The 21,998-nt window shown below is 41.6% G+C and carries 16 protein-coding genes; 7 read left to right on the top strand and 9 right to left on the bottom strand.

Going from position 1 to position 21,998, the window contains the following annotated elements; all coding sequences use genetic code 11:
* The 4 genes from A1232T_RS12210 to sohB all read right to left on the bottom strand — a co-directional run.
* A partial coding sequence (locus A1232T_RS12210) for a helix-turn-helix domain-containing protein (protein WP_143513938.1) occupies positions 1-240 on the bottom strand: 240 nt, incomplete at its 3' end.
* Between the two features lie 206 nt (positions 241-446).
* Complete coding sequence (hrpA, locus tag A1232T_RS12215) at positions 447-4,706, bottom strand: ATP-dependent RNA helicase HrpA (protein ID WP_244152468.1); 4,260 nt, start codon at positions 4,704-4,706, stop codon at positions 447-449.
* A 279-nt stretch (positions 4,707-4,985) separates the two neighbouring features.
* Positions 4,986-6,020 carry an alpha/beta fold hydrolase gene (locus tag A1232T_RS12220; protein ID WP_077449669.1) on the bottom strand — a complete coding sequence of 345 codons (1,035 nt, stop codon included), beginning with the start codon at positions 6,018-6,020 and terminating at the stop codon, positions 4,986-4,988.
* Positions 6,021-6,189: 169 nt separating this feature from the next.
* Entirely contained in the window at positions 6,190-7,188 is a 999-nt protein-coding gene (gene sohB, locus A1232T_RS12225) for a protease SohB (protein WP_077449670.1), read from the bottom strand.
* A 255-nt stretch (positions 7,189-7,443) separates the two neighbouring features.
* On the opposite strand from sohB, the gene aspS reads away from it, so the two are divergent.
* The 7 genes from aspS (at position 7,444) to A1232T_RS12260 (ending at position 14,949) form a co-directional block, all read left to right on the top strand.
* Positions 7,444-9,249, top strand: a complete 1,806-nt coding sequence (aspS, locus tag A1232T_RS12230; RefSeq protein ID WP_077449671.1) for an aspartate--tRNA ligase — start codon at positions 7,444-7,446, stop codon at positions 9,247-9,249.
* Between the two features lie 117 nt (positions 9,250-9,366).
* Complete coding sequence (locus A1232T_RS12235; protein ID WP_077449672.1) at positions 9,367-10,308, top strand: lysophospholipid acyltransferase family protein; 942 nt, start codon at positions 9,367-9,369, stop codon at positions 10,306-10,308.
* Between the two features lie 62 nt (positions 10,309-10,370).
* On the top strand, positions 10,371-11,090 hold the full coding sequence (locus A1232T_RS12240; protein ID WP_167367080.1) for a glycosyltransferase: 720 nt from the start codon (positions 10,371-10,373) through the stop codon (positions 11,088-11,090).
* A gap of 85 nt (positions 11,091-11,175) precedes the next feature.
* The gene (locus A1232T_RS12245) at positions 11,176-12,345 is read left to right on the top strand and encodes a nucleotide sugar dehydrogenase (RefSeq protein ID WP_077449674.1); all 1,170 of its coding nucleotides are present in this window, start codon (positions 11,176-11,178) and stop codon (positions 12,343-12,345) included.
* A gap of 185 nt (positions 12,346-12,530) precedes the next feature.
* Complete coding sequence (locus A1232T_RS12250) at positions 12,531-13,376, top strand: hypothetical protein (protein WP_077449675.1); 846 nt, start codon at positions 12,531-12,533, stop codon at positions 13,374-13,376.
* 33 nt (positions 13,377-13,409) lie between these two features.
* A complete protein-coding gene (locus A1232T_RS12255; protein ID WP_077449676.1) occupies positions 13,410-14,168 on the top strand; it encodes a hypothetical protein in 759 nt (252 codons plus the stop codon).
* An 88-nt stretch (positions 14,169-14,256) separates the two neighbouring features.
* Positions 14,257-14,949 (top strand): putative nucleotide-diphospho-sugar transferase, encoded by a 693-nt coding sequence (locus A1232T_RS12260; RefSeq protein ID WP_077449677.1) that lies wholly within the window; start codon positions 14,257-14,259, stop codon positions 14,947-14,949.
* A gap of 140 nt (positions 14,950-15,089) precedes the next feature.
* Here A1232T_RS12260 and A1232T_RS12265 read toward each other — a convergent pair whose 3' ends face one another.
* The 5 genes from A1232T_RS12265 to glnE form a co-directional block, all read right to left on the bottom strand.
* Positions 15,090-16,154, bottom strand: coding sequence for a glycosyltransferase (locus tag A1232T_RS12265; protein WP_077449678.1), 1,065 nt, complete (start codon positions 16,152-16,154; stop codon positions 15,090-15,092).
* Positions 16,155-16,164: 10 nt separating this feature from the next.
* Positions 16,165-17,025, bottom strand: a complete 861-nt coding sequence (locus A1232T_RS12270) for a glycosyltransferase (protein WP_077449679.1) — start codon at positions 17,023-17,025, stop codon at positions 16,165-16,167.
* Between the two features lie 10 nt (positions 17,026-17,035).
* Positions 17,036-17,869 (bottom strand): glycosyl transferase, encoded by an 834-nt coding sequence (locus A1232T_RS12275; protein ID WP_077449680.1) that lies wholly within the window; start codon positions 17,867-17,869, stop codon positions 17,036-17,038.
* Positions 17,870-18,034: 165 nt separating this feature from the next.
* A complete protein-coding gene (locus tag A1232T_RS12280; RefSeq protein WP_077449681.1) occupies positions 18,035-18,967 on the bottom strand; it encodes a branched-chain amino acid transaminase in 933 nt (310 codons plus the stop codon).
* A 130-nt stretch (positions 18,968-19,097) separates the two neighbouring features.
* Entirely contained in the window at positions 19,098-21,956 is a 2,859-nt protein-coding gene (glnE, locus tag A1232T_RS12285; RefSeq protein WP_077449682.1) for a bifunctional [glutamate--ammonia ligase]-adenylyl-L-tyrosine phosphorylase/[glutamate--ammonia-ligase] adenylyltransferase, read from the bottom strand.
* Between the last annotated feature and the right edge of the window lie 42 nt (positions 21,957-21,998).

Consider the following 21,998-nt stretch of genomic DNA (forward strand, 5'->3'; position numbering starts at 1 on the left):
GCCTCTGCCAGCTGCGTCATAGACACTAGTGATACCATGCAACCAGTATTTCCTTCTTATGGTATAGACGCTTCTAGGGTTATAGCCAAAGTTCTCTGCGACGGTCGCTATAGGATGACCTTGACTCAGTTGATGCAGCATGAGCAGTCTGATTCTCGCTCTGGCATTGCCTTCTGTTTTAGATAATTGCAGAAAATCGTGGTCTGTGAGTTTATGGTTTCTAGGGGTCTTTTTCGGCATATGATTCTATTATGTTGTTGAGTTGGTTGTATTGTGCCTTATTTTGTGGAATTGGTATAATGCTTAATCACAGGGAGATTATCTATTGTCGTCATCAAAGCCAACAAAAAAGCCGTACATAAAAAATAGAGGGCTTAAATTTTTTAAGCCCTCTATCTTGAACCGTTAACCCTCAATTTTGAACCGCTAAATAAGTAAGCTAAAACCTAACGCCGAGCATTGACCCGCTCCCACATTTTATTAAGACGCTTTTGTGATACAGCTTGGCGAGTCTTCATCGGCTGAGCAAACAGCTGAATCCGGAACTCTTCAACCAGCCAGCGGTACTCACTAATGGTTTCATCATCAGCTCGTCCAGCCAGACGCTCCATGTGCACATCAAGCTCATACACCGCATCTAAATCACCATCAAGGTTGTGCTCAAGGCGCTCAATACGTATCTCTAGCGCTTCTAAATAGCGTGGGTATTGCTGCCAATCCTCATACGCCATACGATACACAAAGTCTGATAGATGCAAGTCATCGAGCTGATCTTCAATATCATCAATCGACTCACCAAACACTTCACGATCTAGCATTAATAGACTACGACGAATACGCTGCCAACGGGTATACACCTCTTTTAGCAGTTTAAGTACCGTTTGACCCTCTAATAAGAAATTGGCCAGAACCTTTTCGGCCGTTTTTTCAAACTCAGTATCATCAAGCGGTAATTGATCCGCCAGCTTTTCAGCAACTTTATCGGCATTATCTGGCAGCTCTTCATCATGATCCTTAAAGTTTGGCGCATGAGACTCCAAAGCTGCATCTAGCGTAGCATCGACCACAATGGTTTTTAACTTCTCCATATCGCCTAAGGGAGCAAAAGCCAGCTTAAAGGTCTTATCAATCTGACTGGTTAATTGCTTTTGCTTAGCACCCAGCTTCGATCGAATAAGAGTCAACACCCCTTTACGATGGGCTTTTAGAGCGGCTGTCACATCAGTGAACTGATGAATGGTCACTGCCTCGCCTGCCTCATCGGCCACTAGCGCAGAAAACTCTTTCATCACAATACCGGCACTATGACGGTTCTTGCTAAATCTAAAGTGTTCTGGGAAGCTGGTATGTACCCCTTGCGAGTCTTTACCTTGGGTTAGCGCTTGACTGGTCTCACTTGCATGGCGCTGCTGCAAGGCTTTTAAGTCGCGTCCTTTTTCAATAACGCGCTTTTTGTCATCGACCACACAGATTTGTGGCTGCAAATAACGGTCAATAGAAGCTGGATTAAAGTCTTCTGGCTTAACCCCTACCACACCTCGGCGCTGCAAGGCCTGACACAGCTGGTTTAATAGACCTTGCTGATGGTTTTTCTCTAGCTCATCAAACAGGTCATCCGCTGTATTAGGAATGGGTACAATTTTGCGGCGAATCTCTTTGGGTAAAGATTTCAGCAGCTGCAGTACTAGTTCATAACGCCAACCTGGCACACCCCATAGCAGCTCAATGGCATCTAGCTGAGGTAAGGCAGCAAGTGGCACTCGAATGGTCACCCCATCATCTTCAGACGCAGGATCAAACACATATTTCAGCGGTAGCTTTAAGTCGCCCAACTGCCAAACTTCTGGGAATTCGCCAGTGGTCGGCGCCGTTTCTTTGAGGACATCGTCATCAGTGAAGAACAAGAATTTAGGGTCTTCTTTTTCAACCTCAGCACGCCAATCCTCAAAAGCTTTACGACTGGCAATATGTTCAGGAATTTTGCGCTCATAGAATTGATATAAATCTTCTTCATCAACCAGCAAATCACGACGACGTAGCTTGTCTTCTATGCGCTCAACATCGGCAATCTTATCCATGTTGTGTTGTAGAAATGGTGCTTGACGGCCTAGATTACCGGTAACCAGACCATCTCGGATAAAGATTTCGCGCGACTCTTCTAGATTAATCTGCTCGTAGTTGGTTAGCTGCTTGGCGACCACAATCAGACCAAACAAACTAATTTGAGCATAAGCACGCACACGGCCCGTCTTCTTCGACCAATGCGGCTCAAAGTAATGATATTTAAGCAAATTACCACCGGCAGAGATAATCCACTCGGGCTCAATTTTTGCCACAGTGCGCATAAATACTTGCGAGGTCTCGACTATCTCAAACGCCATCACCCAAGCTGGTGCTTGCTTAAATACTGTACTGGCCGGGAAAATTTTGGCTTTTTGCTGACGGGCTGCCAGATACTCACCGCGCTGATCGGTTTTATGGGCAATCACGGACAGCAGACCTGTCAATAAAGCACGATGCAAATTGGCATATTTCACTGCACGCTGCTCTTCATCGACCTCATTATCATCAGCTTTATCAACGATTAAATCACTGGCCACAGTCTTGGCCACTTTAATCGGCTGATTGGCATTACGTTTGCCCTTACCCTTGCTATCTTTGGCTTTGGGCTTATCTTTACTCTCCGTTCCTGAATCGGACAAAAGCTTTAAGTCAGTGACCATCTGCTCAAGCTGACGGTAAGTCTTCTCCCACTCACGCAGACGCGGGAAGCTTAGATAATGCTTTTTGGCAAATGACTTACGTTGACTGTTGCTCAGCTTATTACTACCGCCGCCATAAAGCGCATTCCATAAACTTAAGTAGAACAGGAAGTCAGAATCTTCTTGACGGAAAATGGCGTGTTTTTGATCTGCCTGAGCCCGCTTTTCAGCCGGACGCTCACGTGGATCTTGAACGGCAAGCGCTGCCACGATAATGAGCATCTCAAGCATACAATCAAAGTCACTACCAGCGACAAGCATACGTGCCAGCCTTGGATCAATCGGCATACGCGCCATTTTTTGACCAATACGGGTTAGCTTAACTTCGTTTAAGGTTTGCTTGGAAAGTGGCTTTTTACTATCCGGATTTTTGGGTGCAAGAGCGCCAAGTTCATCAAGTAGCTTGCGGCCATCTTTTACTAAGCGGCTATCAGGTGGCTCAATAAAATCAAAATTCTCAACCGTACCCAAACGCAGACTCGCCATTTGCAGGATAACTGACGCCAAGTTGGTACGCAGAATTTCAGGCTCAGTGTATTCTGGACGACTTTCAAAGTCCTCCTGTGAATACAGACGAATACATACGCCCGGTGCCACACGACCACAACGCCCTTTACGTTGGTTGGCCGCTGCTTGCGAGATAGCTTCAATCGGTAAACGCTGCACACGCGAACGATACGAATAACGAGAAATACGCGCAAAGCCCAAGTCAATCACATAACGAATACCCGGAACAGTTAGTGCCGTCTCTGCCACGTTGGTAGCGATAACGATGCGTCTACCTCGGCCTGAGGGCTGGAAAATCCGCTGCTGCTCGGCATAAGTCTGACGCGCAAACAAAGGCAACACTTCGGTATGAAGCGGGCCATGTCTTACCAGCACTTCTTGCATCTCACGGATTTCTGCTTCAGTGGCAGCAAAAATCAAGATATCAGCATGCTCAGGATGACCTTTGGCTACTGCATCTTCAAAACACTCCTCTACCGCAGCGACTAAAGCACGTGGCAGATTTTCTTCAAAGTCATCAAAGCTGTCATCATCTGAGCTGCCCACTGGCGTGTCTGTAAGAGGACGATAACGCACTTCAACAGGATAGCCTCGTCCTTCTACATTAATAACAGGGGCAGGCACCACCTGCTTTTTGGCTTTATCGTACTGGGCGAAATATTCACTAAATCGGCCGGTATCTAAGGTTGCAGAGGTGATAATCACCTTTAAATCTGGGCGCTTTGGCAACAGCTGTTTTAAATACCCCATGATAAAGTCAATATTCAGACTTCGCTCATGCGCCTCATCGATAATGATGGTGTCGTATTTACTTAAAAACCGGTCATGCCCTAGCTCTGCCAGCAAGATACCATCGGTCATTAGCTTAACCACAGATTTGGCCGTACCCTGCTCATTAAAGCGAATCTTGAAGCTGACCGTCTCCCCAAGTGGCTCGCCCAGCTCTTCAGCAATACGGTTGGCCACACTGCGAGCTGCCAGTCGTCTGGGCTGAGTATGGCCAATCTGACCGGTAACCCCTCGACCTGCCAGCATCGCAAGCTTCGGCAACTGCGTGGTCTTACCCGAACCGGTCTCACCCGCCACGATGATCACTTGATGGTCATGAATCGCTTGAATGATATCTTCACTACGCTTACTGACCGGTAACTCAGCATTTAAAGTTTCCGGTAAATTGGCCGGAATGCTCTCGATACGCTCTTGCACCACTTGCTGCGAGCGTGCCTTAACTTTCTCAAAGGTAGCTTGCTTCTCCGCCAAAGTTTTGGGATTGGCTTTTTTGGACGGACGGGTCAGCTCACGTTGCAGACGGCTTAAGAAGTGACGGTCTTTGGCCAATACTGGCAACTCATCAATTTTTTTCGCCGCTGATAAATCGTTGGTAGCAGTGACAGCAATTTCAAATGCTGTATGAGGGGCATTACTGTCTTTTGTCATATATTTTTTGGCTTTATTAGCGATATTATAGTTAAGAGATTTCTAGCTGCCGTAACCGTATTTATTAGGTTTACAGCAGTAATTAAAGATAAAACCCTATTCATCAGGATTTGGATAAGAAGTTGATAAGAAATAAATAATAAGGGTCACAAATTTTGGCTTAGGCTATTTATTATAGCGGAATATGTGACCCTACTTCAGCAGTTTATGAGGTTTTACAGACAGTTATCAAGTTTTAGAAACATAATACAACCCAATTGCTAACTTCAATTTCTAATATTAAAGCTTGTTATCCTCTAAAAATTGCTTCACCACAGCAGCGGTTGCTTTGGGATCTTCCTCTTGCGGCACATGACCTAAATCATCAAATACCACCAGTTGGCTATTGGGTATGGCTTCTTTAAACTCATAAGCGCTTTCGATCGGAATTAACTCATCATGCTTGCCCCAGATAATCAGCGTAGGCTGTTTAATCTCCCCTAACCTGTCGACCTCATCTTGATACAAGCCCTCACGCATCCGTCTGGTTAATGCCTTACGATTGCCCTCACGACGGGTTAACTCATAATAGCGATTTACCAGCTCATCACTGACTTTTGATTTATCAGCATAGACACTCTCGACACTACTACGCACCATGCTTTTGGGCAGTATATGCTCAGTAAGACCATCTAAGAGCGGATACTGCGCCAGTTTAAAGCCAATAGGCATACGTTTGGGAGTAAATTTAAAGCCAGAAGCATCTGCCAATATCAAGCGATTAACACGCTCAGGATGCTTTAAGGCTGTCAGCCAAGCAATTCCCCCACCGAGCGAATTACCGGCAAGGGTTGCCTGCTCAATATTAAGCTTATCCATTACCGCAATCACGGTATCGACATAATTATCTAGACTATAGATTTTATCCTCATTGGCATAAGGACCTGTCAACCCAAAGGCGGGCAAGTCCAATCGCACCACACAATAGTCGTCTTCTAACTCACGGGTCCAACCCTCCCAAGTATGTAAGCTGGCTGAAGTGCCGTGGATAAGCAGCAAGGTTTCAGCACCACTTTGCGCCTCACAATTATTGGAGTGATTAGCTGTATTTGATTGGCTAGCCGTCTTATTATTCTTCTTAGAATGGACCACATGAACCTTTAGACCCTCAACGTCAACATAAGAGCTGGTCGGCAATTCCCAATGCTTAAGCTTCGATACCGCCAAATCAGGTTTCCAGACACAGCCTGTAGTGAGTACTGCAGAGGCAGCCAACATTCCTAGCACACCTACCTTTAAGGCTGATTTTTTATTAATATTTAAAGCTTTATCCATTAGAGACCTATCCTTGGTTATTGGTTATTAATTTTTGATTATTGATCTTTGGTTATCAATACAACGCCTTTATCATTAAGGTTATTGATCTATAAATCCATAACAAAAAGCGACCTTAAGGTCGCTTTTTTAAATTAAAACATTAGCTCAGGCTTCTTTCTTTTTCCACTTAGAACTTTAAACGCTTGTCTTGCTCAATTTTGCTCATAACCTCTGGCAGCTTGTCGCCCAGAGCAGTTAAAGCAGACTTAGTCGCAATGCTCACCACCCCTGATACGGCTGAATGAGCTGCATTGGCCAAGCCTAATTTTTCAGCAAAAGTAGGCTTTTGACGTGACAGTAATGCGTAGGCTTGATACTTCTCCATTTGCTGTAATAAATACGCATCAGAGGTGCTCAGCTCATCCACCAAGTTTAATTTTAGTGCATCTTCACCGTACCAATGATCACCATTGGCAACCTTCGCCAAGTCAAGCTCAGGGCGATAAGTGGTTACAAAATGCTTAAATAACTCGTGAGTCTGCTCTAGCTCCTCAGTATATTTGGCACGGTCTTCATCATCATTTTCACCAAACATAGTGACCGTACGCTTATACTCACCTGCAGTGAACATTTCATAATCGATGTCATGTTTTTTTAGCCATTTATTGAAGTTTGGCATTTGTGACACCACCCCAATAGACCCTACTACAGCAAAGGGCGCAGCTAATATTTTATCTGCCACACAGGCCATCATATAACCGCCACTGGCTGCAATCTTGTCCACACAGATGGTAAGCGTTAGTCCTGCCTCTTTAAGACGTACCAACTGCGCTGCTGCCAATCCATACCCATGTACCATGCCGCCGCCTGACTCTAAGCGAACCACAACTTCATCGTCTTTATTGGCGGTACTAATAATTGTGCTGATCTCTTCACGTAAATGCTTTACTGCAGATGCTTTGATATCGCCATCGAAATCTAAAACAAAGATTCTTTTCTCTTTTTTCTTAGATTTACCTTTGTCTTTTAGTTTTTGTTTGGCTTTTTTGGCCAGTGCTTTTTGAAATTGTTTTACTGCATTTTTATCTTCTGTCGCTTCAATTAAACTTTTGCGACGTTGCTCTTGGCTTTTATTTAGATGAATAACTTTTAATTCAACAGGATTCTTGGCAGGATGAAACAACATAAACTTTCCTTATCAGATAAGACTACAATAGATAAAACAACTCAAAAAACAAGACTGATATAATAACCATATATCGACATTATGTTTTTATAATATTGTTATTAATATGCGTTTGCATTTGCACATTTCAAGGGTGCTCGGTTGTAACAAACGCCAATATTAGGCATAATGTGCGTTTGATAAAAATTCTAATTGAGATAACCTTCTTAATTTTATAATTATTCTTTTTGATAACTGATAGGTAGTGGACAGTTTATGAAGCGTACCGAGTATTGTGGGGCAGTAACCGAAGCGTTGCTAGAGCAAACCATCACTGTAAAAGGATGGATTCACCGTCGCCGTGACCACGGTGGTGTTATCTTCTTAGATATGCGTGACCGTGAAGGTATCCTGCAGGTTGTAATTGACCCAGATACACCAGAGGCTTTTGCAACTGCTGATGCGGCTCGTCCTGAGTATGTATTACAAATTACTGGACGTGTACGTAAGCGTTATGAAGGTACTGAAAACCAAAACATGACCAGTGGTCAGGTAGAGCTATTGGCCAAAGAAATTGAAGTATTGGCCAAATCAGAAACCCCTCCATTCCCTCTGAATGACGAAAACACTACGGTAAACGAAGATTTACGTCTTAAGTACCGTTATTTAGACATGCGTCGTCCGCAAATGCAGGAGCGTATGGTTTTCCGTGCGAAAGCGACCTCTACTATTCGTCGTTACTTAGATGATCATGGCTTCTTAGACGTTGAAACGCCTATCTTAACTCGTGCGACTCCTGAAGGTGCGCGTGACTATCTTGTGCCATCACGTACGCGTCCAGGCAACTTCTTTGCTTTACCACAGTCGCCACAGCTGTTCAAACAGTTGCTAATGGTGTCAGGCTTTGATCGTTATTATCAAATCGCTAAGTGTTTCCGTGACGAAGACTTACGTGCTGACCGTCAGCCAGAATTCACTCAGGTAGACATCGAAACTTCTTTCTTAACAGAAGAAGAAATCATGAGCATCAACGAAGGTTTGATTCAAAACCTATTCAAGACTATGCTTGATGTAGACCTAGGCGAATTCCCACGCATGACTTACGCAGATGCTATGCGTGATTACGCTTCAGACAAGCCAGACTTACGCATTCCATTAAAATTAGTTGACGTAGCTGACTTAATGCAAGGCGTTGAGTTCAAAGTATTTGCTGGCCCTGCAAATGACCCTAAAGGTCGTGTGGCGGCGTTACGTGTGCCAAACGGTGGTTCACTAACTCGTAAGCAAATCGATGAGTACACCAAATACGTAGGCATCTACGGTGCTCGTGGTCTAGCTTACATTAAAGTAAATGATGTCACTAACATCAACAACGGTGTAGATAAAGAGTCTGGCCTACAATCACCAATCATCAAAAACATGAGTGATGATGTATTAGTTAGCCTAATTGAGCGTACAGAAGCTCAAGACGGCGACATCATCTTCTTCGGCGCTGATAAAGCGAAGATTGTTAATGATGCTATGGGTGCACTACGTGTCAAGATTGGTCTAGACATGAACATGGAAACTTGTGAGTGGGCACCGCTATGGGTTGTTGACTTCCCAATGTTCGAAGAAACTGATGACGGTAAGTGGACCTCTATGCACCACCCATTCACTATGCCAAAAGGTTCAGTAGAAGAGCTGAAAAACAGCCCAGAAACTGCCCTATCTGTCGCTTACGATATGGTATTAAACGGCACTGAAATTGGTGGCGGTAGCTTACGTATCAACACAGTAGAAATGCAGCGCGCGGTATTTGATGCTCTTGGTATTTCTGAAGAAGAAGCCAATGAGAAATTCAGCTTCTTACTAGACGCTTTAAAATTCGGTGCGCCTCCTCACGGTGGCTTGGCATTCGGTCTAGACCGTCTAATCATGTTAATGGTTGGCGCAAGCTCTATCCGTGACGTGATTGCCTTCCCGAAAACCAAAACAGCTGACTGTCCATTAACACAGGCTCCTGCTGAAGTAGATAGCCGTCAGCTTCGCGAATTAGGTATCCGTGTTCGTGAAAAAGCTCAAGCTGAACCTAAAGAGTAATAAGTATTTTATACTCTTTTAAACTATTTGCTGATGCTAGATATCAGTAAATTTTGTTAGTAAGGCGATAGCTGGCTCCTCATGATTCAGCCTCGCCTTACGGATGAGTGAACTGATATGAATCCATTGAATGTTTTTAGATATGTGCCATTGTCCGTCATGCGGGCAGTGGCACTTTTTGTCGCTTGGATTGCCATTTTAATTCCTGATTTAAAAATCAAGCGTACAATCCGCATCAATTTACGGTTAGCATTCGCCGAGTTCTCTGAAGAAGAATGCGACTGTTTCACCAAAGCGGTTATTAAAAACCAAGCTTTAATCGCTGTCGAATCTATTAAATGCTGGGCTATGCCACCTGAATGGAGCATTGCTCAAATTGATAATGTCTATAATAAAGAAGTTTTTGATGAAGCTTTAGCCAATCCCAATGGCATGCTGGCCATTGTTCCGCATTTAGGGACTTGGGAGATGATGAATGCTTGGATCAATCAGTTTGGGTCACCCACCATCTTATATAAGCCTACTAAGAATGAAACTATGGATGAGTTTATTCTAGAAGGCCGTCAACGTCTTAATGCCACCTTAGTACCCACAGATGCTTCGGGGGTTAAAGCTATTTTTAAGACCCTAAAATCTGGGGGCTTTAGTATTATTCTACCCGATCACGTGCCTCAGCCTTCTGGCGGGGTCATCGTTCCTTTCTTTGGTATCGAAACCTTAAGTAGCACTCTAGCTCCTAAACTTGCCAGTAAAACAAAATGTGCTCTTGTGGGACTTAGCTGTCTACGCAATGATAATAATGGTTTTGATATCTACTGCACTAAGCTTGATGACCCTGATCTGTATGCCCGTGATATGAATGTGGCTACCAAAGCTTTAAATGATGCTATGGAACAGATGATTCGTGTCTGTCCCAGTAATTATATGTGGAGCTATCGAAGATTTAAGCATCTACCCAACTTGGGCAACCCCTATAAGGCCACTAATGAACAGTTAGTAAAGTATCTTAAGGACAACCATATTGGTAGCACTCAATCGGTACCTGAAGAAACTCAATAAACTTAAAGACAAACTAGGATGTAAAAGTGTCTAATAATAATCAAAACCGTTATATCATTTGCATGAAATGGGGTACTAAATATGGCCCTGAATACGTCAACCGCTTGTATAACATGGTTAAGCGTAACCTAACCTTAGACTTTGAAATGGTTTGCTTAACTGATGATGAGACCGGCATCGATCCTAATGTACGCTGCTACCCTATTCCTGAATTGAACTTACCTTCAGGTTTGCCTGAGCGCGGCTGGAAAAAACTGACAACCTTCAAGCCTGAACTGTATGACTTTAAAGGCACGGCTTTATTTTTAGATATTGATATTGTGATTGTTGATAATATCGATGCTTTCTTCGAATACGAAGCTGAGCATGAAGACAGCGTGGTAATTATCCGTGACTGGAAAAAGCCGTGGCGTATGATTGGTAACAGTTCTGTGTATCGCTTTAAAGTGGGTCAGAACACCTATCCTAATTTATTAAGCAACTTTGAAACTAACTTCTCTACCATACGTAATGAAGTACGCCATGAGCAGGCTTACTTATCCAACTACTTGCGTGAACATCATCACCTAGAGTATTGGGATAAGTCGTGGTGTGTCAGCTTTAAGTACCAGTGTATGGCGCCTATCCCATTAAACTTTGTCAAAGCACCTCGCTTACCAGAGGGCGCTAAGATTGTAATTTTCCATGGTGAGATTAATCCACCTGATGCCATCAAAGGTGGTGGTGGTAAATGGTATCGCCATGTGAAACCTAGCCCTTGGCTTAAGGAATACTGGCAGTAAACTAGAAGGTTATCTATCAAACTGGAATAAGTTCTTTATTAAACAACAACGTGATATCAATAATTACAACTATAGGGAATACTTTATGAAAATTACTGTTGTTGGCACCGGCTATGTTGGGTTATCAAATGCAATGTTATTGGCACAGCATAATAACGTTACAGCCGTTGATATCCTGCCTGAAAAAGTTGAGCTACTGAATACTAAAAAATCGCCTATCGATGACAAAGATATTGAAGACTTCTTAGCGAAAAAACCGCTTGACTTCACAGCTACTCTCAACGCTAAAGAAGCGTATCAAAAAGCAGATATCGTTATTGTAGCAACGCCAACGGATTATGATCCTAAGACCAATTTTTTTAATACCAAAAGTGTAGAAACGGTCATTCAAGATATCCTTAAGGTTAATCAAACGGCAACCATTATTATTAAATCAACCGTACCTGTTGGCTTTACTAAAGACTTAAGACAGCGTTTATCCAGCGACAATATTATCTTCTCACCTGAGTTTCTAAGAGAAGGTCAAGCGCTACACGACAACCTATACCCCTCACGTATTATTATTGGTGATGAGTCTGATAAAGCAGAACAGTTTGCAAAACTTCTTCTGGAAGGTGCTGTTAAAAAGGATGTTCCCGTACTTTATACCAAATCTACTGAGGCAGAAGCCATCAAGCTGTTTTCCAATACCTATTTAGCGATGCGTGTTGCCTACTTCAATGAGCTTGATACTTATGCCCAAACCTATGGTCTTAATACCAGGCAGATTATTGAAGGTGTCGGCCTAGATCCACGTATTGGTGATCACTATAACAACCCCTCTTTTGGATATGGTGGTTACTGTCTGCCCAAAGACACCAAGCAGCTTTTGGCAAACTACGATGAAGTACCCAGCAATTTAATTAGAGCCATTGTTGACTCTAACCGTACCCGAAAAGACTTTATCGCTGACACCATAATTGCAATGAATCCTAAGATTGTGGGGGTACATCGCCTCACCATGAAAAGCGGTTCAGATAACTTTAAAGCCTCGTCAATTCAAGGCGTCATGAAGCGCATTAAAGCCAAAGGTATCGAAGTCGTGGTTTATGAGCCTGTATTGCAAGATGATTTGTTTTATAATTCAAGAGTTGTTAAGGATTTAAAAGAATTTAAATCTATCAGCGATGTTATCGTAGCCAACCGTATGTCTGAGGAGTTAGAAGACGTTGCAGACAAGGTGTTTACTCGTGATTTATTCGGTAATGACCAATAAGAATACATGCTTTTTATTCCAACTGCATTGAATTAGCACTAATACTTAATGTTATTAAAAGTATTATTATTCTTAAAAAAAGGAAAGAAAGATAGATAAATAGCTTTGTCAACCTAAAACCTTTTTCTTACATGCAAAAAGAGCAAAAAACTCCCCTTAAAATAGCGTAATGTATGGTGGTCTGAATGAATAGCAAAGGTATTAGCAACTATCAAATTAAAGTACAGGGAAAAACTTATTCTGTTCCCTTTTTTAACAAAAAAAATGCAAACCATATTAATAAATCAGTAAATATTTTTGCATCAGGTCCCTCCATTGACCAATTGTCATTTACGGATGACTTACTGGAAAATCCTTCTATTTTTGTTAACGGTAGCCTATCACTAATAGATAAACACGACTTTGCAAATATCGCGGCCTATGTTATCAGTGATGAAAGGTTTATCAAACACAATGCTGAAATTCTAGAGCAGTTTTATACCGGTCAGCCGTTATATATTACTAAGCCCGTTATAGACACCATAGCAACTGCCCTACCTAATCTTATACAAAAGTATCAGGATTCTATCACTCTTATCTATCCAGTAGATAGACCACTAACTGATGATAAGCTTAGCCTTTTAAAGTCTCTGCCTATACTGAATAAAGTAGCTAAGAAAAAACTTTCTTTGGATAAGTTTAAAGACCATCAAGACTTTGTAATCGACTCTACAAACTCTCCTAAACCTATTGGTGTTTCATTAGATATAGAAAATGGCTTTGTTGAAGCTGGAACCGTTGCTTTTGTCGCTGCACAATTAGCTTATACTTTAGGCGCTAAAAAAATAAGCTTATACGGCATCGACTTAATTAATAGCAGCCAACCTAGATTTTATGAAAGTAAAGATGATGCTGCCCCTTGTAAACTTGATAAGGCCATCATCGATCGTATCGTACCCTCATTTGACTTAATGGGTATAGTGTATGATCAGCATGGGGTTAAAGTGACTAATAAATCGCCTGTATCTAAGGGTTTATTTAGAAATATATAGAACTTTGAAATAAACAAGAGGAGTGATGACTCAATGAAAGAGTTATCTGGATGGAAAAGGAAAGCAGTTCTACTGTTTGCTAGTGAAAAAAAGTTGGGTGCCAGCGAAGCTCTATCGAGTTACTCTAATAAATCCTATGCAGATATGAAAACCAAAATCCTAACAGAAAACGAAGTTGAATTGGTAGAAGATGCTCACAAACCGCGTTTAAAAAATCTATCTGATCATCTTAATAAGGTCAAGGCAGAGTTTATTAATCAGCCAGAAATCTGTTTTTATCATGCCACATTAATTATTCTTTTACGCCGTGGATACAAACTGCAAGAAACTTTTAAAGAGTTTGAAAGGTTATGGGAGGCTGAGTCTGATTTTTTATTGAACAGTCTATCTTTACGCTGGATAGTATCTGCATGCGATACTTTTGTCGACCATTCAACGGGTCCTCTACGCTCTGCGATTTTGCTCAATGTGGCTACACTAGTAAATACACTTAAAGTATATGAAACGCAAACATACTTGTGCGGATTGAAAGACATAAAGACCACCCATGAGGAAAATATAAATGCTCTATATGCCGAGCATTTGACCTTATATAATGGGTTAACCTACTTCCGTATAGGTACAGACGATACGCTTAGAAATATGCGAGAACGTTATGAGGGTTTTAAAAAGTTAGACCCGTTAGCAGCAAAAATTTTATTATTTGTATTTGATAAAATTCAGGCCTTAGACACCGCCTTTTCTTTAGTAAAAAGTTTACATAAAGATGAAAAATCACAATGGTGGGTATAAAAAACCAAATAGAGAAACTCTGCCCCTTTATTCATCTAATAGTTTATTAAATAACCATTCAATTTATTTTTAACTTATCGAGAATTTTATGAGCGAATTAGTTCAAACCTACTCTATTACTAATGTTAGCGATAATCAAAGCTTCATTGTCTGCTGCTTTTATACTGCAAGCTATCAAGAACATGCTATGCGTTTAAAATCATCTCTAGATGAGTTTAATATTAGCTACTACTTTAGTGAAGTTGAGGATGCGGGCTATTGGGAAGCTAACACGCGCCTTAAACCACATTTTGTACTGGAGTGTTTAGACAAGTTTCCAAACAAGGATATCTTGTATTTAGATGCAGATGCTATTGTTAAAAAACCGATTGACTACTTTAATGACATAACTGCAGATGTTGCATTTTATAAAACCAAAGGTATGCCAGGTATGTCGCACGACTACCTAGCTAGCACCATGTTTTTTAGAAACACTGAGCCAACCAAAGCGTTAGTAAAGCAATGGATCGCTGAGCAAGTAGATGGCAAAGAAACTCAGGTTGATCAAGACAGCCTTGATGAAGCGATGATTAAATTTGAAAATAAGATTTCAGTTGAGCCTTTACCTGCAGGCTACATCAAAATCTTTGATAAAGATTATGAGGGTGAAATATATATCGAGCAGTATCAAGCCAGCCGAGGGCAAACTAAATTAAGACGTCAGAAAATTCGTCGTCGTAATAGAATAGCGGGTGCAATATTGGTAGGAGCAATAATTATAACTATCTATATGGTGGTCTGATAACTACTATATTAAATCTAGAAATATTATTGGCATAATAGTTTTCTCTACCATCTAGTATGCGATAGCCTTAGAACTTATTGTGTTTGACTCTAAATTTTACGCTCTTAAAGTTATCCATATGACTATGCTGTCTATATTTAACTAACGAGATCAATATATTGTGCTGCTATATTAACTGGTAAAAACTTAGTATCAAATGGTACTATATAATCTGTAGGAGACGTCATCGCAGCCTTAATTTTCTGCGCCAAAGCATCAACATCTCCTACAGGTACTAAATTATTTTCAGGTAATAATTCATTAGGCCCTGATGGACAATCTGTACTAATGACGGGGGTATCTAACACTAGGGCTTCAGCAATCACAAGTCCAAACCCTTCAAATTTTGATGATAACACCATAACTTTAGCATTTTTTATGTAGGGATACGGATTATTGTGAAATCCTATGAATTTAACCTTATCATCTAATCCAAGAGATGAGACTAAATCTTTTATCTGTTGAAGTAACTTACCTTTACCTAATAACACCAGTGGTAACGACATATCTGTCTTAGCATAAGCCTTTATCAAAACATCATGTGCCTTCTGTTTCTTAAAGCTACCTACATGCAATATATAATCACCTAACTCTCCAGGGTTTTGTTGTTGACCTAGTAATTTTATTTGATGACTATCAATTGGATTGTAAATAGTTTTAGTGTTTGTAAGCCCTAATGACTTATTCAAGTCTTGCTCTACCCCATGACTGACACAAATACAAGGATGCTTACTATACACATCTCTCAAGTCAGAAAGACTCTTTAGCTTATCATCGTTTAAAGTTGCAATTTTTTTAGATAGATTATTATGAATAATATGAAATATATTAGGTAATTTACTAAACCGCATAACTCTGTCTACTCTATCCAGATTAGACAAAATCATAAACGGCTGACCAATATTTTTATTAATATAATGATCAATTTTTTTAGCAAATACTTTGTACCTAAATTTATGATTAGGTATTAACCTATATGGTTCATAGTCTACGTGATGATAATTGAGCTTATCACTTAGCTCATACTCCACAATGGATTTAAAGCGTATGATATGCACCTCGAAACCGAGATCATAAAACCCTCGACCAAGTGTTAGAACAGCGCGTTCAGCACCACCACCTTGCAAGCAATTAATTACGAGTACTACTATTCTTTGCATCATAACGATATAACTATCTCTTAAAAATCTTTGATAACAACCCACTCTTCAATGGACGCGTTATCTTATTACCCTTATAACGCTTATGTGACTTCTTAGGTATTACACCAAACGGCTCTACACGATAGTTTTCTAAACTATAACCTGCATCTATAGCTTCTTGATAATAGGCATCAAATAAGTCGCTAAGTTCTTGTCTTGGATGAGGCATGATTTTTCCGTCAAACCAATGCTTCGCTCCCTCTTTTTCTAACCGTGGTATCGAATATTTGTGACTGAACTGCGTACCCATATCAGAATAATGAAGGATTTTTATATCTTTAATCTCTAAATCCTCACCATCAATACAATTGTAACTGTCAATATAAGGAGTGATTAACTCAGGACGCTCTTTAAACTGCTTCATCAGCTTATCATGCCCTTCTGGATCAGCTTTCAACTGACTTATAGGCTTTAGTACATTTTGAGCTTTCTGACAATCCCATACGCAAGTGCAAAGGCGCGTAATAGCATCCTTTGTTTTAGCAGCAACAACACCTTGGCCCTCAATAGGATGATTCCACAGCTCGTTTAAGTCGCTAAGCACAACCATATCGGCGTCCATATAAATGGCACGGCCTTCGAAGCCACAGTACTCAGGAATGGCCCAGCGAAAGCCTGAAAATGGTGTTGCCCATTTTTTAGTATCCCATCCCTCGCCCTTTTCTGGGTTTGAATACCAAAAACTCTCAGGATCACGAGACAGCTGCATCCATACGATTTCTACTGGAGAACTGGTATGTTTTTTTATACTGTAATCTAGCACCATCATTTGTTCTAAATCACTGTTGTTTGGATCACAGCCTACAAATACTCTGATTGATTCTTGACTCATTATTTAATTCCTATTCTTTCCAATTTTCTTTCACCCAGCCGACAGGTAAAATAAAGTGGCGTAAGTGGCGTAAAGGATGCTTTAAGTTTTTAGGGTCTTTAATCTGTTTTAAATGATCTAGAGCATTATCTGCTGACTTAGAAGTATACTGCCCATTAATAGCGTTGGTAGGATATAAACCACCTGGGAAGATAATAATACGGGCACCTTTTGGGATTTTAGGCGCTTTAAAGTAGTTCAATGGAAATGGTTGACGACATTTACGGCGGAAGTGAGCGACCCATTTTTTAGGAAATAGCTTCACACCACCCGGTACGTTACGTGTGACAAAACGCTGCTCAAAGCGGTATTTATCAGCAATACCCTGAGGATCTGATTTAAACTTTTCTTGTAAAGAAACCAGCGAACCTACTTTAAATCTAAAGCAAGATGTCTGACCAAGTCGCTCTAATGGATTACTTGGATTGTAAGATAGAATGACATCATCTGGTTCACCATATTCAAAGAATGGATCAAGACTATCGACTATCACCACATCCAAATCTAAGAACAAAACAACACCTGTGACATCACCCAGCTTCTCACCCCACAAACGAGACTTGGGCCACTTGCCTAATGTATTAGTGGGCATAGTCACATCTAATGGCGGTAATTCCTGACATTCAATTTCAGGTCTGACATCGGTAGGGTCATCTGTAAAGCAGATAAAACGAAACGGTGGTGTAATATTTCGAGAAACCATGCCGTATAGCTTATTGGCGTAATGAGCCCCGTATTTAGTTCCCCATTTAATGCATATAATTTGTTTTACATCATCATTCTTAGTAGCTGTCTTTTTTAACATTAATCAAGCACACCTTTTTTTATATTTTTAAAGTTTTAGCTGTCTTTTATTTGATAGAGCCGCTATCCACTCACTGATATCGATATTTAGTCAGGCAATTGAGTGACCAAAATCCACTTAAACATCAATCAACGTTAATTAACCGACACTTAAGCGGAAATGATTTTACTCATCAACAAAACTCAACCAATGCATATACTCCTCATTACGACCATGCACCACATCAAAGTATAAGGTCTGAAGCTTCTCAGTGATTTCACCACGTCCACCATTACCAATGGTGCGGTCATCGTATTCACGAATTGGAGTCACTTCAGCAGCAGTACCTGTCATGAATACTTCGTCAGCTAGGTAGAATTCATCACGCGTAATACGACGCTCAATCACTTTAATACCCAGATCTTCAGCAAACTGAATAATCGTACGACGGGTAATACCATCAAGTGCGCCACCCGCTAAATCTGGCGTGTGTAACTCGCCATTTTTAACTAAGAATAAGTTCTCACCTGAACCCTGGCAGACATAGCCTTGTGGATCCATCAAAATGGCTTCATCATAGCCATTACGGGTCACCTCTTGGTTGGCCATAATAGACACCGGATAGTTACTGGCAGCTTTGGCCTTACACATAGTAATGTTGGTCATATGGTGAGTGTATGAAGAGGTTTTAACACGAATTCCTTTTTGAATACCTTCTTCACCCAGATAAGCTCCCCACTTCCACGCAGCAACCATAGCATTGATGCTGTTATCGCGTGAAGACAGACCTAACTTTTCAGCTCCCACCCAAATTAATGGACGTAGATAGGCTGAGTCAAAGCCGTTTTGTTTAACCACGTCTTTTTGGGCTTGATCTAAAGTAGCTTTATCATAAGGCACGTCTAACTGAAAAATCTTGGCTGAGCCCAATAGACGCTCAGTGTGATCATCTAATCTAAAGATAGCAGTTCTACCCTCATCAGTTTGATAAGCTCGAACGCCTTCAAAGACGGCCATACCATAATGCAAGCTGTGAGTTAGTACGTGAACCTTGGCATCAGGCTGCTCAATCATCTCACCATTAAACCAAAGCTTACCTTCTGTTGTTTCCATACTCATGATACTTATCCTATTCAAACCAGTTATAACTAAAATATGTAGACAATTTTAGTATATCATTGCCACTTAAATTGACCATCAATTTTTAGTTTTGTGATGCATTTGATTTGGTTATACCCCTCTTGCCCAGCTACACCACAATCTCATTCCATTTAGAGATCACAAACTCTCGTGTCTGATTCCAGTGCGAAGAGTCCACCACGATAGGCTCATTGGCCAAAGCAATCTGGTGCATAGCAGCCCTTAGCAGTAAGTAAGCTTTCGTAAGTCCTTCGCAGGTTTCAGCCTCCCAAACGCCCGCTTGTGCCAAACTTTCAAAAATTCGGACGTTATCACTCCACTTAGTTAGTTCAGGATAATCGTGAGCGTGGGCCAAGACTGCATATTGTGCCATAAACTCGATATCTACAATCCCACCTGCATCTTGCTTAAGGTGAAACTTGCCTTCTTGCTGTGCTTGCTGATTGCTCCCTAAATGATCTTTCATCTTTGAGCGCATTTCGATGACATTTTTCTTTAAGTCCTCAATGTCTCTTTTTCGTGATAACACCTGCTTGCGGATATGGTTAAAGGCACTCATCACTCGATTATCTCCACAGATAGCACGAGCACGGACCAAAGCTTGATGTTCCCAGACCCAGGCTTTCTCTAACTGATATCTCTCAAAGGAGCGACTAGATACCACCATCATGCCAGCATTACCCGAAGGCCTTAACCGCATATCGATTTCATAAGCACGGCCATCTCGAGTTTGGGTATTTAGATAAGTCATCAGCTTTTGTGCCAAACGAGCAGTAAATTTCATACCACTGACCGGCTTAGCCCCTGTGGTCATCGCCTGCTCATTAATCTGATGAATAAATACCAAATCCAAATCAGAGGTATAAGACATCTCAATACCACCAAGCTTGCCATATCCTATAATGGCAAAGCCGTTATGTGCCTCATTCACCGATTCACCCTGCTGATTAATCGGGTAGCCATGACGTTTCACCAACTCAGAAAATGCGCGCTCTAAAGTAAACTCAAGCACCACTTCTGCAATATCTGTCAGAGAGTCTGACACTTTCATAATGGGTCGTTCAGCCAAGACATCACTGGCAGCCACTGCCAATACTTGGGTATTTTTGAACAATCGCAGCACGTTAAGCAGCATCTCTTCATCGTCAGGCTCTACCCGTAATAGACTTTGACGCAGAATATCTGCTAGCTCCTCTTTGTCAGGTAAGTGACGATAGCGCTGCTGTAAAAATGAATCCAAAAGCACCGGATAACGGGTTAGCTCGCCTGCAATCCAAGGACTAGCGGACAACATGGGAATTAAGTTAACCGTAGCATTCGGGTTTTCGGCCAGCATAACCAAATAGATAGAGCGGCGACAAATGGCCTCAATTAAATCCAGCAATCTTGGAAAGGCGATATTGGCCAAACCTTGCGTTTTTTCATGTTCTATTAAGGCATGCACCAAGACAGGATAAGCCTCATCAAGCCGCCCTCTGGCCTCCTCTGAGAGATTGGCCACCATTTTACTGTTCCAAAACTGCTCAAGCTTGGCGTTATTTTCTTCATTTAATATACTATCTAGACTCTCTACTTCCTCATCACTGGTCACAGTGACATCTTTTGGAATCTGACGCTCGGTAACCATGCGATCAAAGGGGGCATTAACGTTTTGGCGATGCTCATTTAAACGCTGTAAAAACTCTGGCCAATCTTGGAAGCCCAAGGTTAAGGCTAAATTATTCTGACATTCAGCATTGTTTGGCAAACGCTGGGTTTGTTGATCATTTATGGCTTGGATACCATGCTCTACTCTTCGCAAGAAGCGATAAGCGTCGGCAAGTTGCTCGTAGGTTTTATCTTCAATAAAGTCAAACTCATTGAGTGCCTGCATGGCTTTTAAGCAAGATTTGACCTCTAACTGTGGATGACGACCTCCATAGATAAGCTGGAATGCCTGCACCACAAACTCAATATCCCGAATACCCCCAGCGCCCAGTTTAATATTGTCCAAATCCTCACGCTGAGCCACTTGATTTTGAATCAATGATTTCATTTCACGCAAGGCGGCAAAGGCACTGTAATCTACGTAATATCTAAACACAAAAGGCTTAACGATATCTTCAAGCTCGTCCGCGAAGTCCTGATCTACCTCATTGACGATACGGGACTTTAACCAAGCAAATCTTTCCCAAGCACGCCCATGAGCAGAAAAATACTTCTCTAAGGCGGATTGATGAATGGCCAAGTCACTGCCCTCACCCCAAGGTCTTAGGCGCATATCGACTCGAAACACAAAGCCTTCTGCGGTACAGGTATCCAAAATTCTGATAATGCTTTGACCCAAACGAATCATAAAGCGCTTGTTATCAATACACTTAGTCCCTTTCGACTTGTCTCCATCGGTTTCACCTCGGGCACGGTGTACAAATATTAGGTCAATATCACTGGATAAGTTGAGCTCTTGCGCGCCAAGCTTACCCATAGCAAATATCGCCATATCATCATACTGACGTTGCCCTTTTTCATCGATATACGTTGGTCTACCATAACGCGCAACCAATTGCTCCCAAGCATACTCTTTGACGAAGATAAGACAGTTATCGGCAAAGTTAGACAGCTCACCAATTAACTGCTCAAGAGGGATTACACCCAAAGCATCTTGCCATATCCAGCGCATCATCAGTAGCTCACGCAGTCGACGTAGCCCTTTCATCACGCCCGCTTCATCTGCCCGTTCAAGCTCCCCTTCTAGACCATCATCTAACGTGTAATCATCAATCAAATCACAAATCTGCTGGCGAGTTAATACCTCCCCTAAGGGATAGCTGGTTAAAAAATTTTGGCAAATAGCAGGTTTGTTTTCCCAGATTTGATAGGCAAAAGGACTGGCTAGTTTCAGTTTCTGTATATGCTCTGCCGTTATTCGATCGGCGGTCAGGGAGGAGTCTTGAGTAAACTGAGTAATAAAGCTATGGTCAGAGGGCATGATAGGGCACGGCTCCTTAAAAGTGCTAGTGTGCTATAAGCC

This window comes from Psychrobacter pasteurii (assembly GCF_900162815.1).
Classification (GTDB): domain Bacteria; phylum Pseudomonadota; class Gammaproteobacteria; order Pseudomonadales; family Moraxellaceae; genus Psychrobacter; species Psychrobacter pasteurii.

Coding starts and splice junctions, on each gene's coding strand:
- hrpA (WP_244152468.1), bottom strand. CDS start 4,706: ATGACAAAAGACAGTAATGCCCCTCATACAGCATTTGAAATTGCTGTC.
- A1232T_RS12220 (WP_077449669.1), bottom strand. CDS start 6,020: ATGGATAAAGCTTTAAATATTAATAAAAAATCAGCCTTAAAGGTAGGT.
- sohB (WP_077449670.1), bottom strand. CDS start 7,188: ATGTTGTTTCATCCTGCCAAGAATCCTGTTGAATTAAAAGTTATTCAT.
- aspS (WP_077449671.1), top strand. CDS start 7,444: ATGAAGCGTACCGAGTATTGTGGGGCAGTAACCGAAGCGTTGCTAGAG.
- A1232T_RS12235 (WP_077449672.1), top strand. CDS start 9,367: ATGAATCCATTGAATGTTTTTAGATATGTGCCATTGTCCGTCATGCGG.
- A1232T_RS12240 (WP_167367080.1), top strand. CDS start 10,371: ATGAAATGGGGTACTAAATATGGCCCTGAATACGTCAACCGCTTGTAT.
- A1232T_RS12245 (WP_077449674.1), top strand. CDS start 11,176: ATGAAAATTACTGTTGTTGGCACCGGCTATGTTGGGTTATCAAATGCA.
- A1232T_RS12250 (WP_077449675.1), top strand. CDS start 12,531: ATGAATAGCAAAGGTATTAGCAACTATCAAATTAAAGTACAGGGAAAA.
- A1232T_RS12255 (WP_077449676.1), top strand. CDS start 13,410: ATGAAAGAGTTATCTGGATGGAAAAGGAAAGCAGTTCTACTGTTTGCT.
- A1232T_RS12260 (WP_077449677.1), top strand. CDS start 14,257: ATGAGCGAATTAGTTCAAACCTACTCTATTACTAATGTTAGCGATAAT.
- A1232T_RS12265 (WP_077449678.1), bottom strand. CDS start 16,154: ATGATGCAAAGAATAGTAGTACTCGTAATTAATTGCTTGCAAGGTGGT.
- A1232T_RS12270 (WP_077449679.1), bottom strand. CDS start 17,025: ATGAGTCAAGAATCAATCAGAGTATTTGTAGGCTGTGATCCAAACAAC.
- A1232T_RS12275 (WP_077449680.1), bottom strand. CDS start 17,869: ATGTTAAAAAAGACAGCTACTAAGAATGATGATGTAAAACAAATTATA.
- A1232T_RS12280 (WP_077449681.1), bottom strand. CDS start 18,967: ATGAGTATGGAAACAACAGAAGGTAAGCTTTGGTTTAATGGTGAGATG.
- glnE (WP_077449682.1), bottom strand. CDS start 21,956: ATGCCCTCTGACCATAGCTTTATTACTCAGTTTACTCAAGACTCCTCC.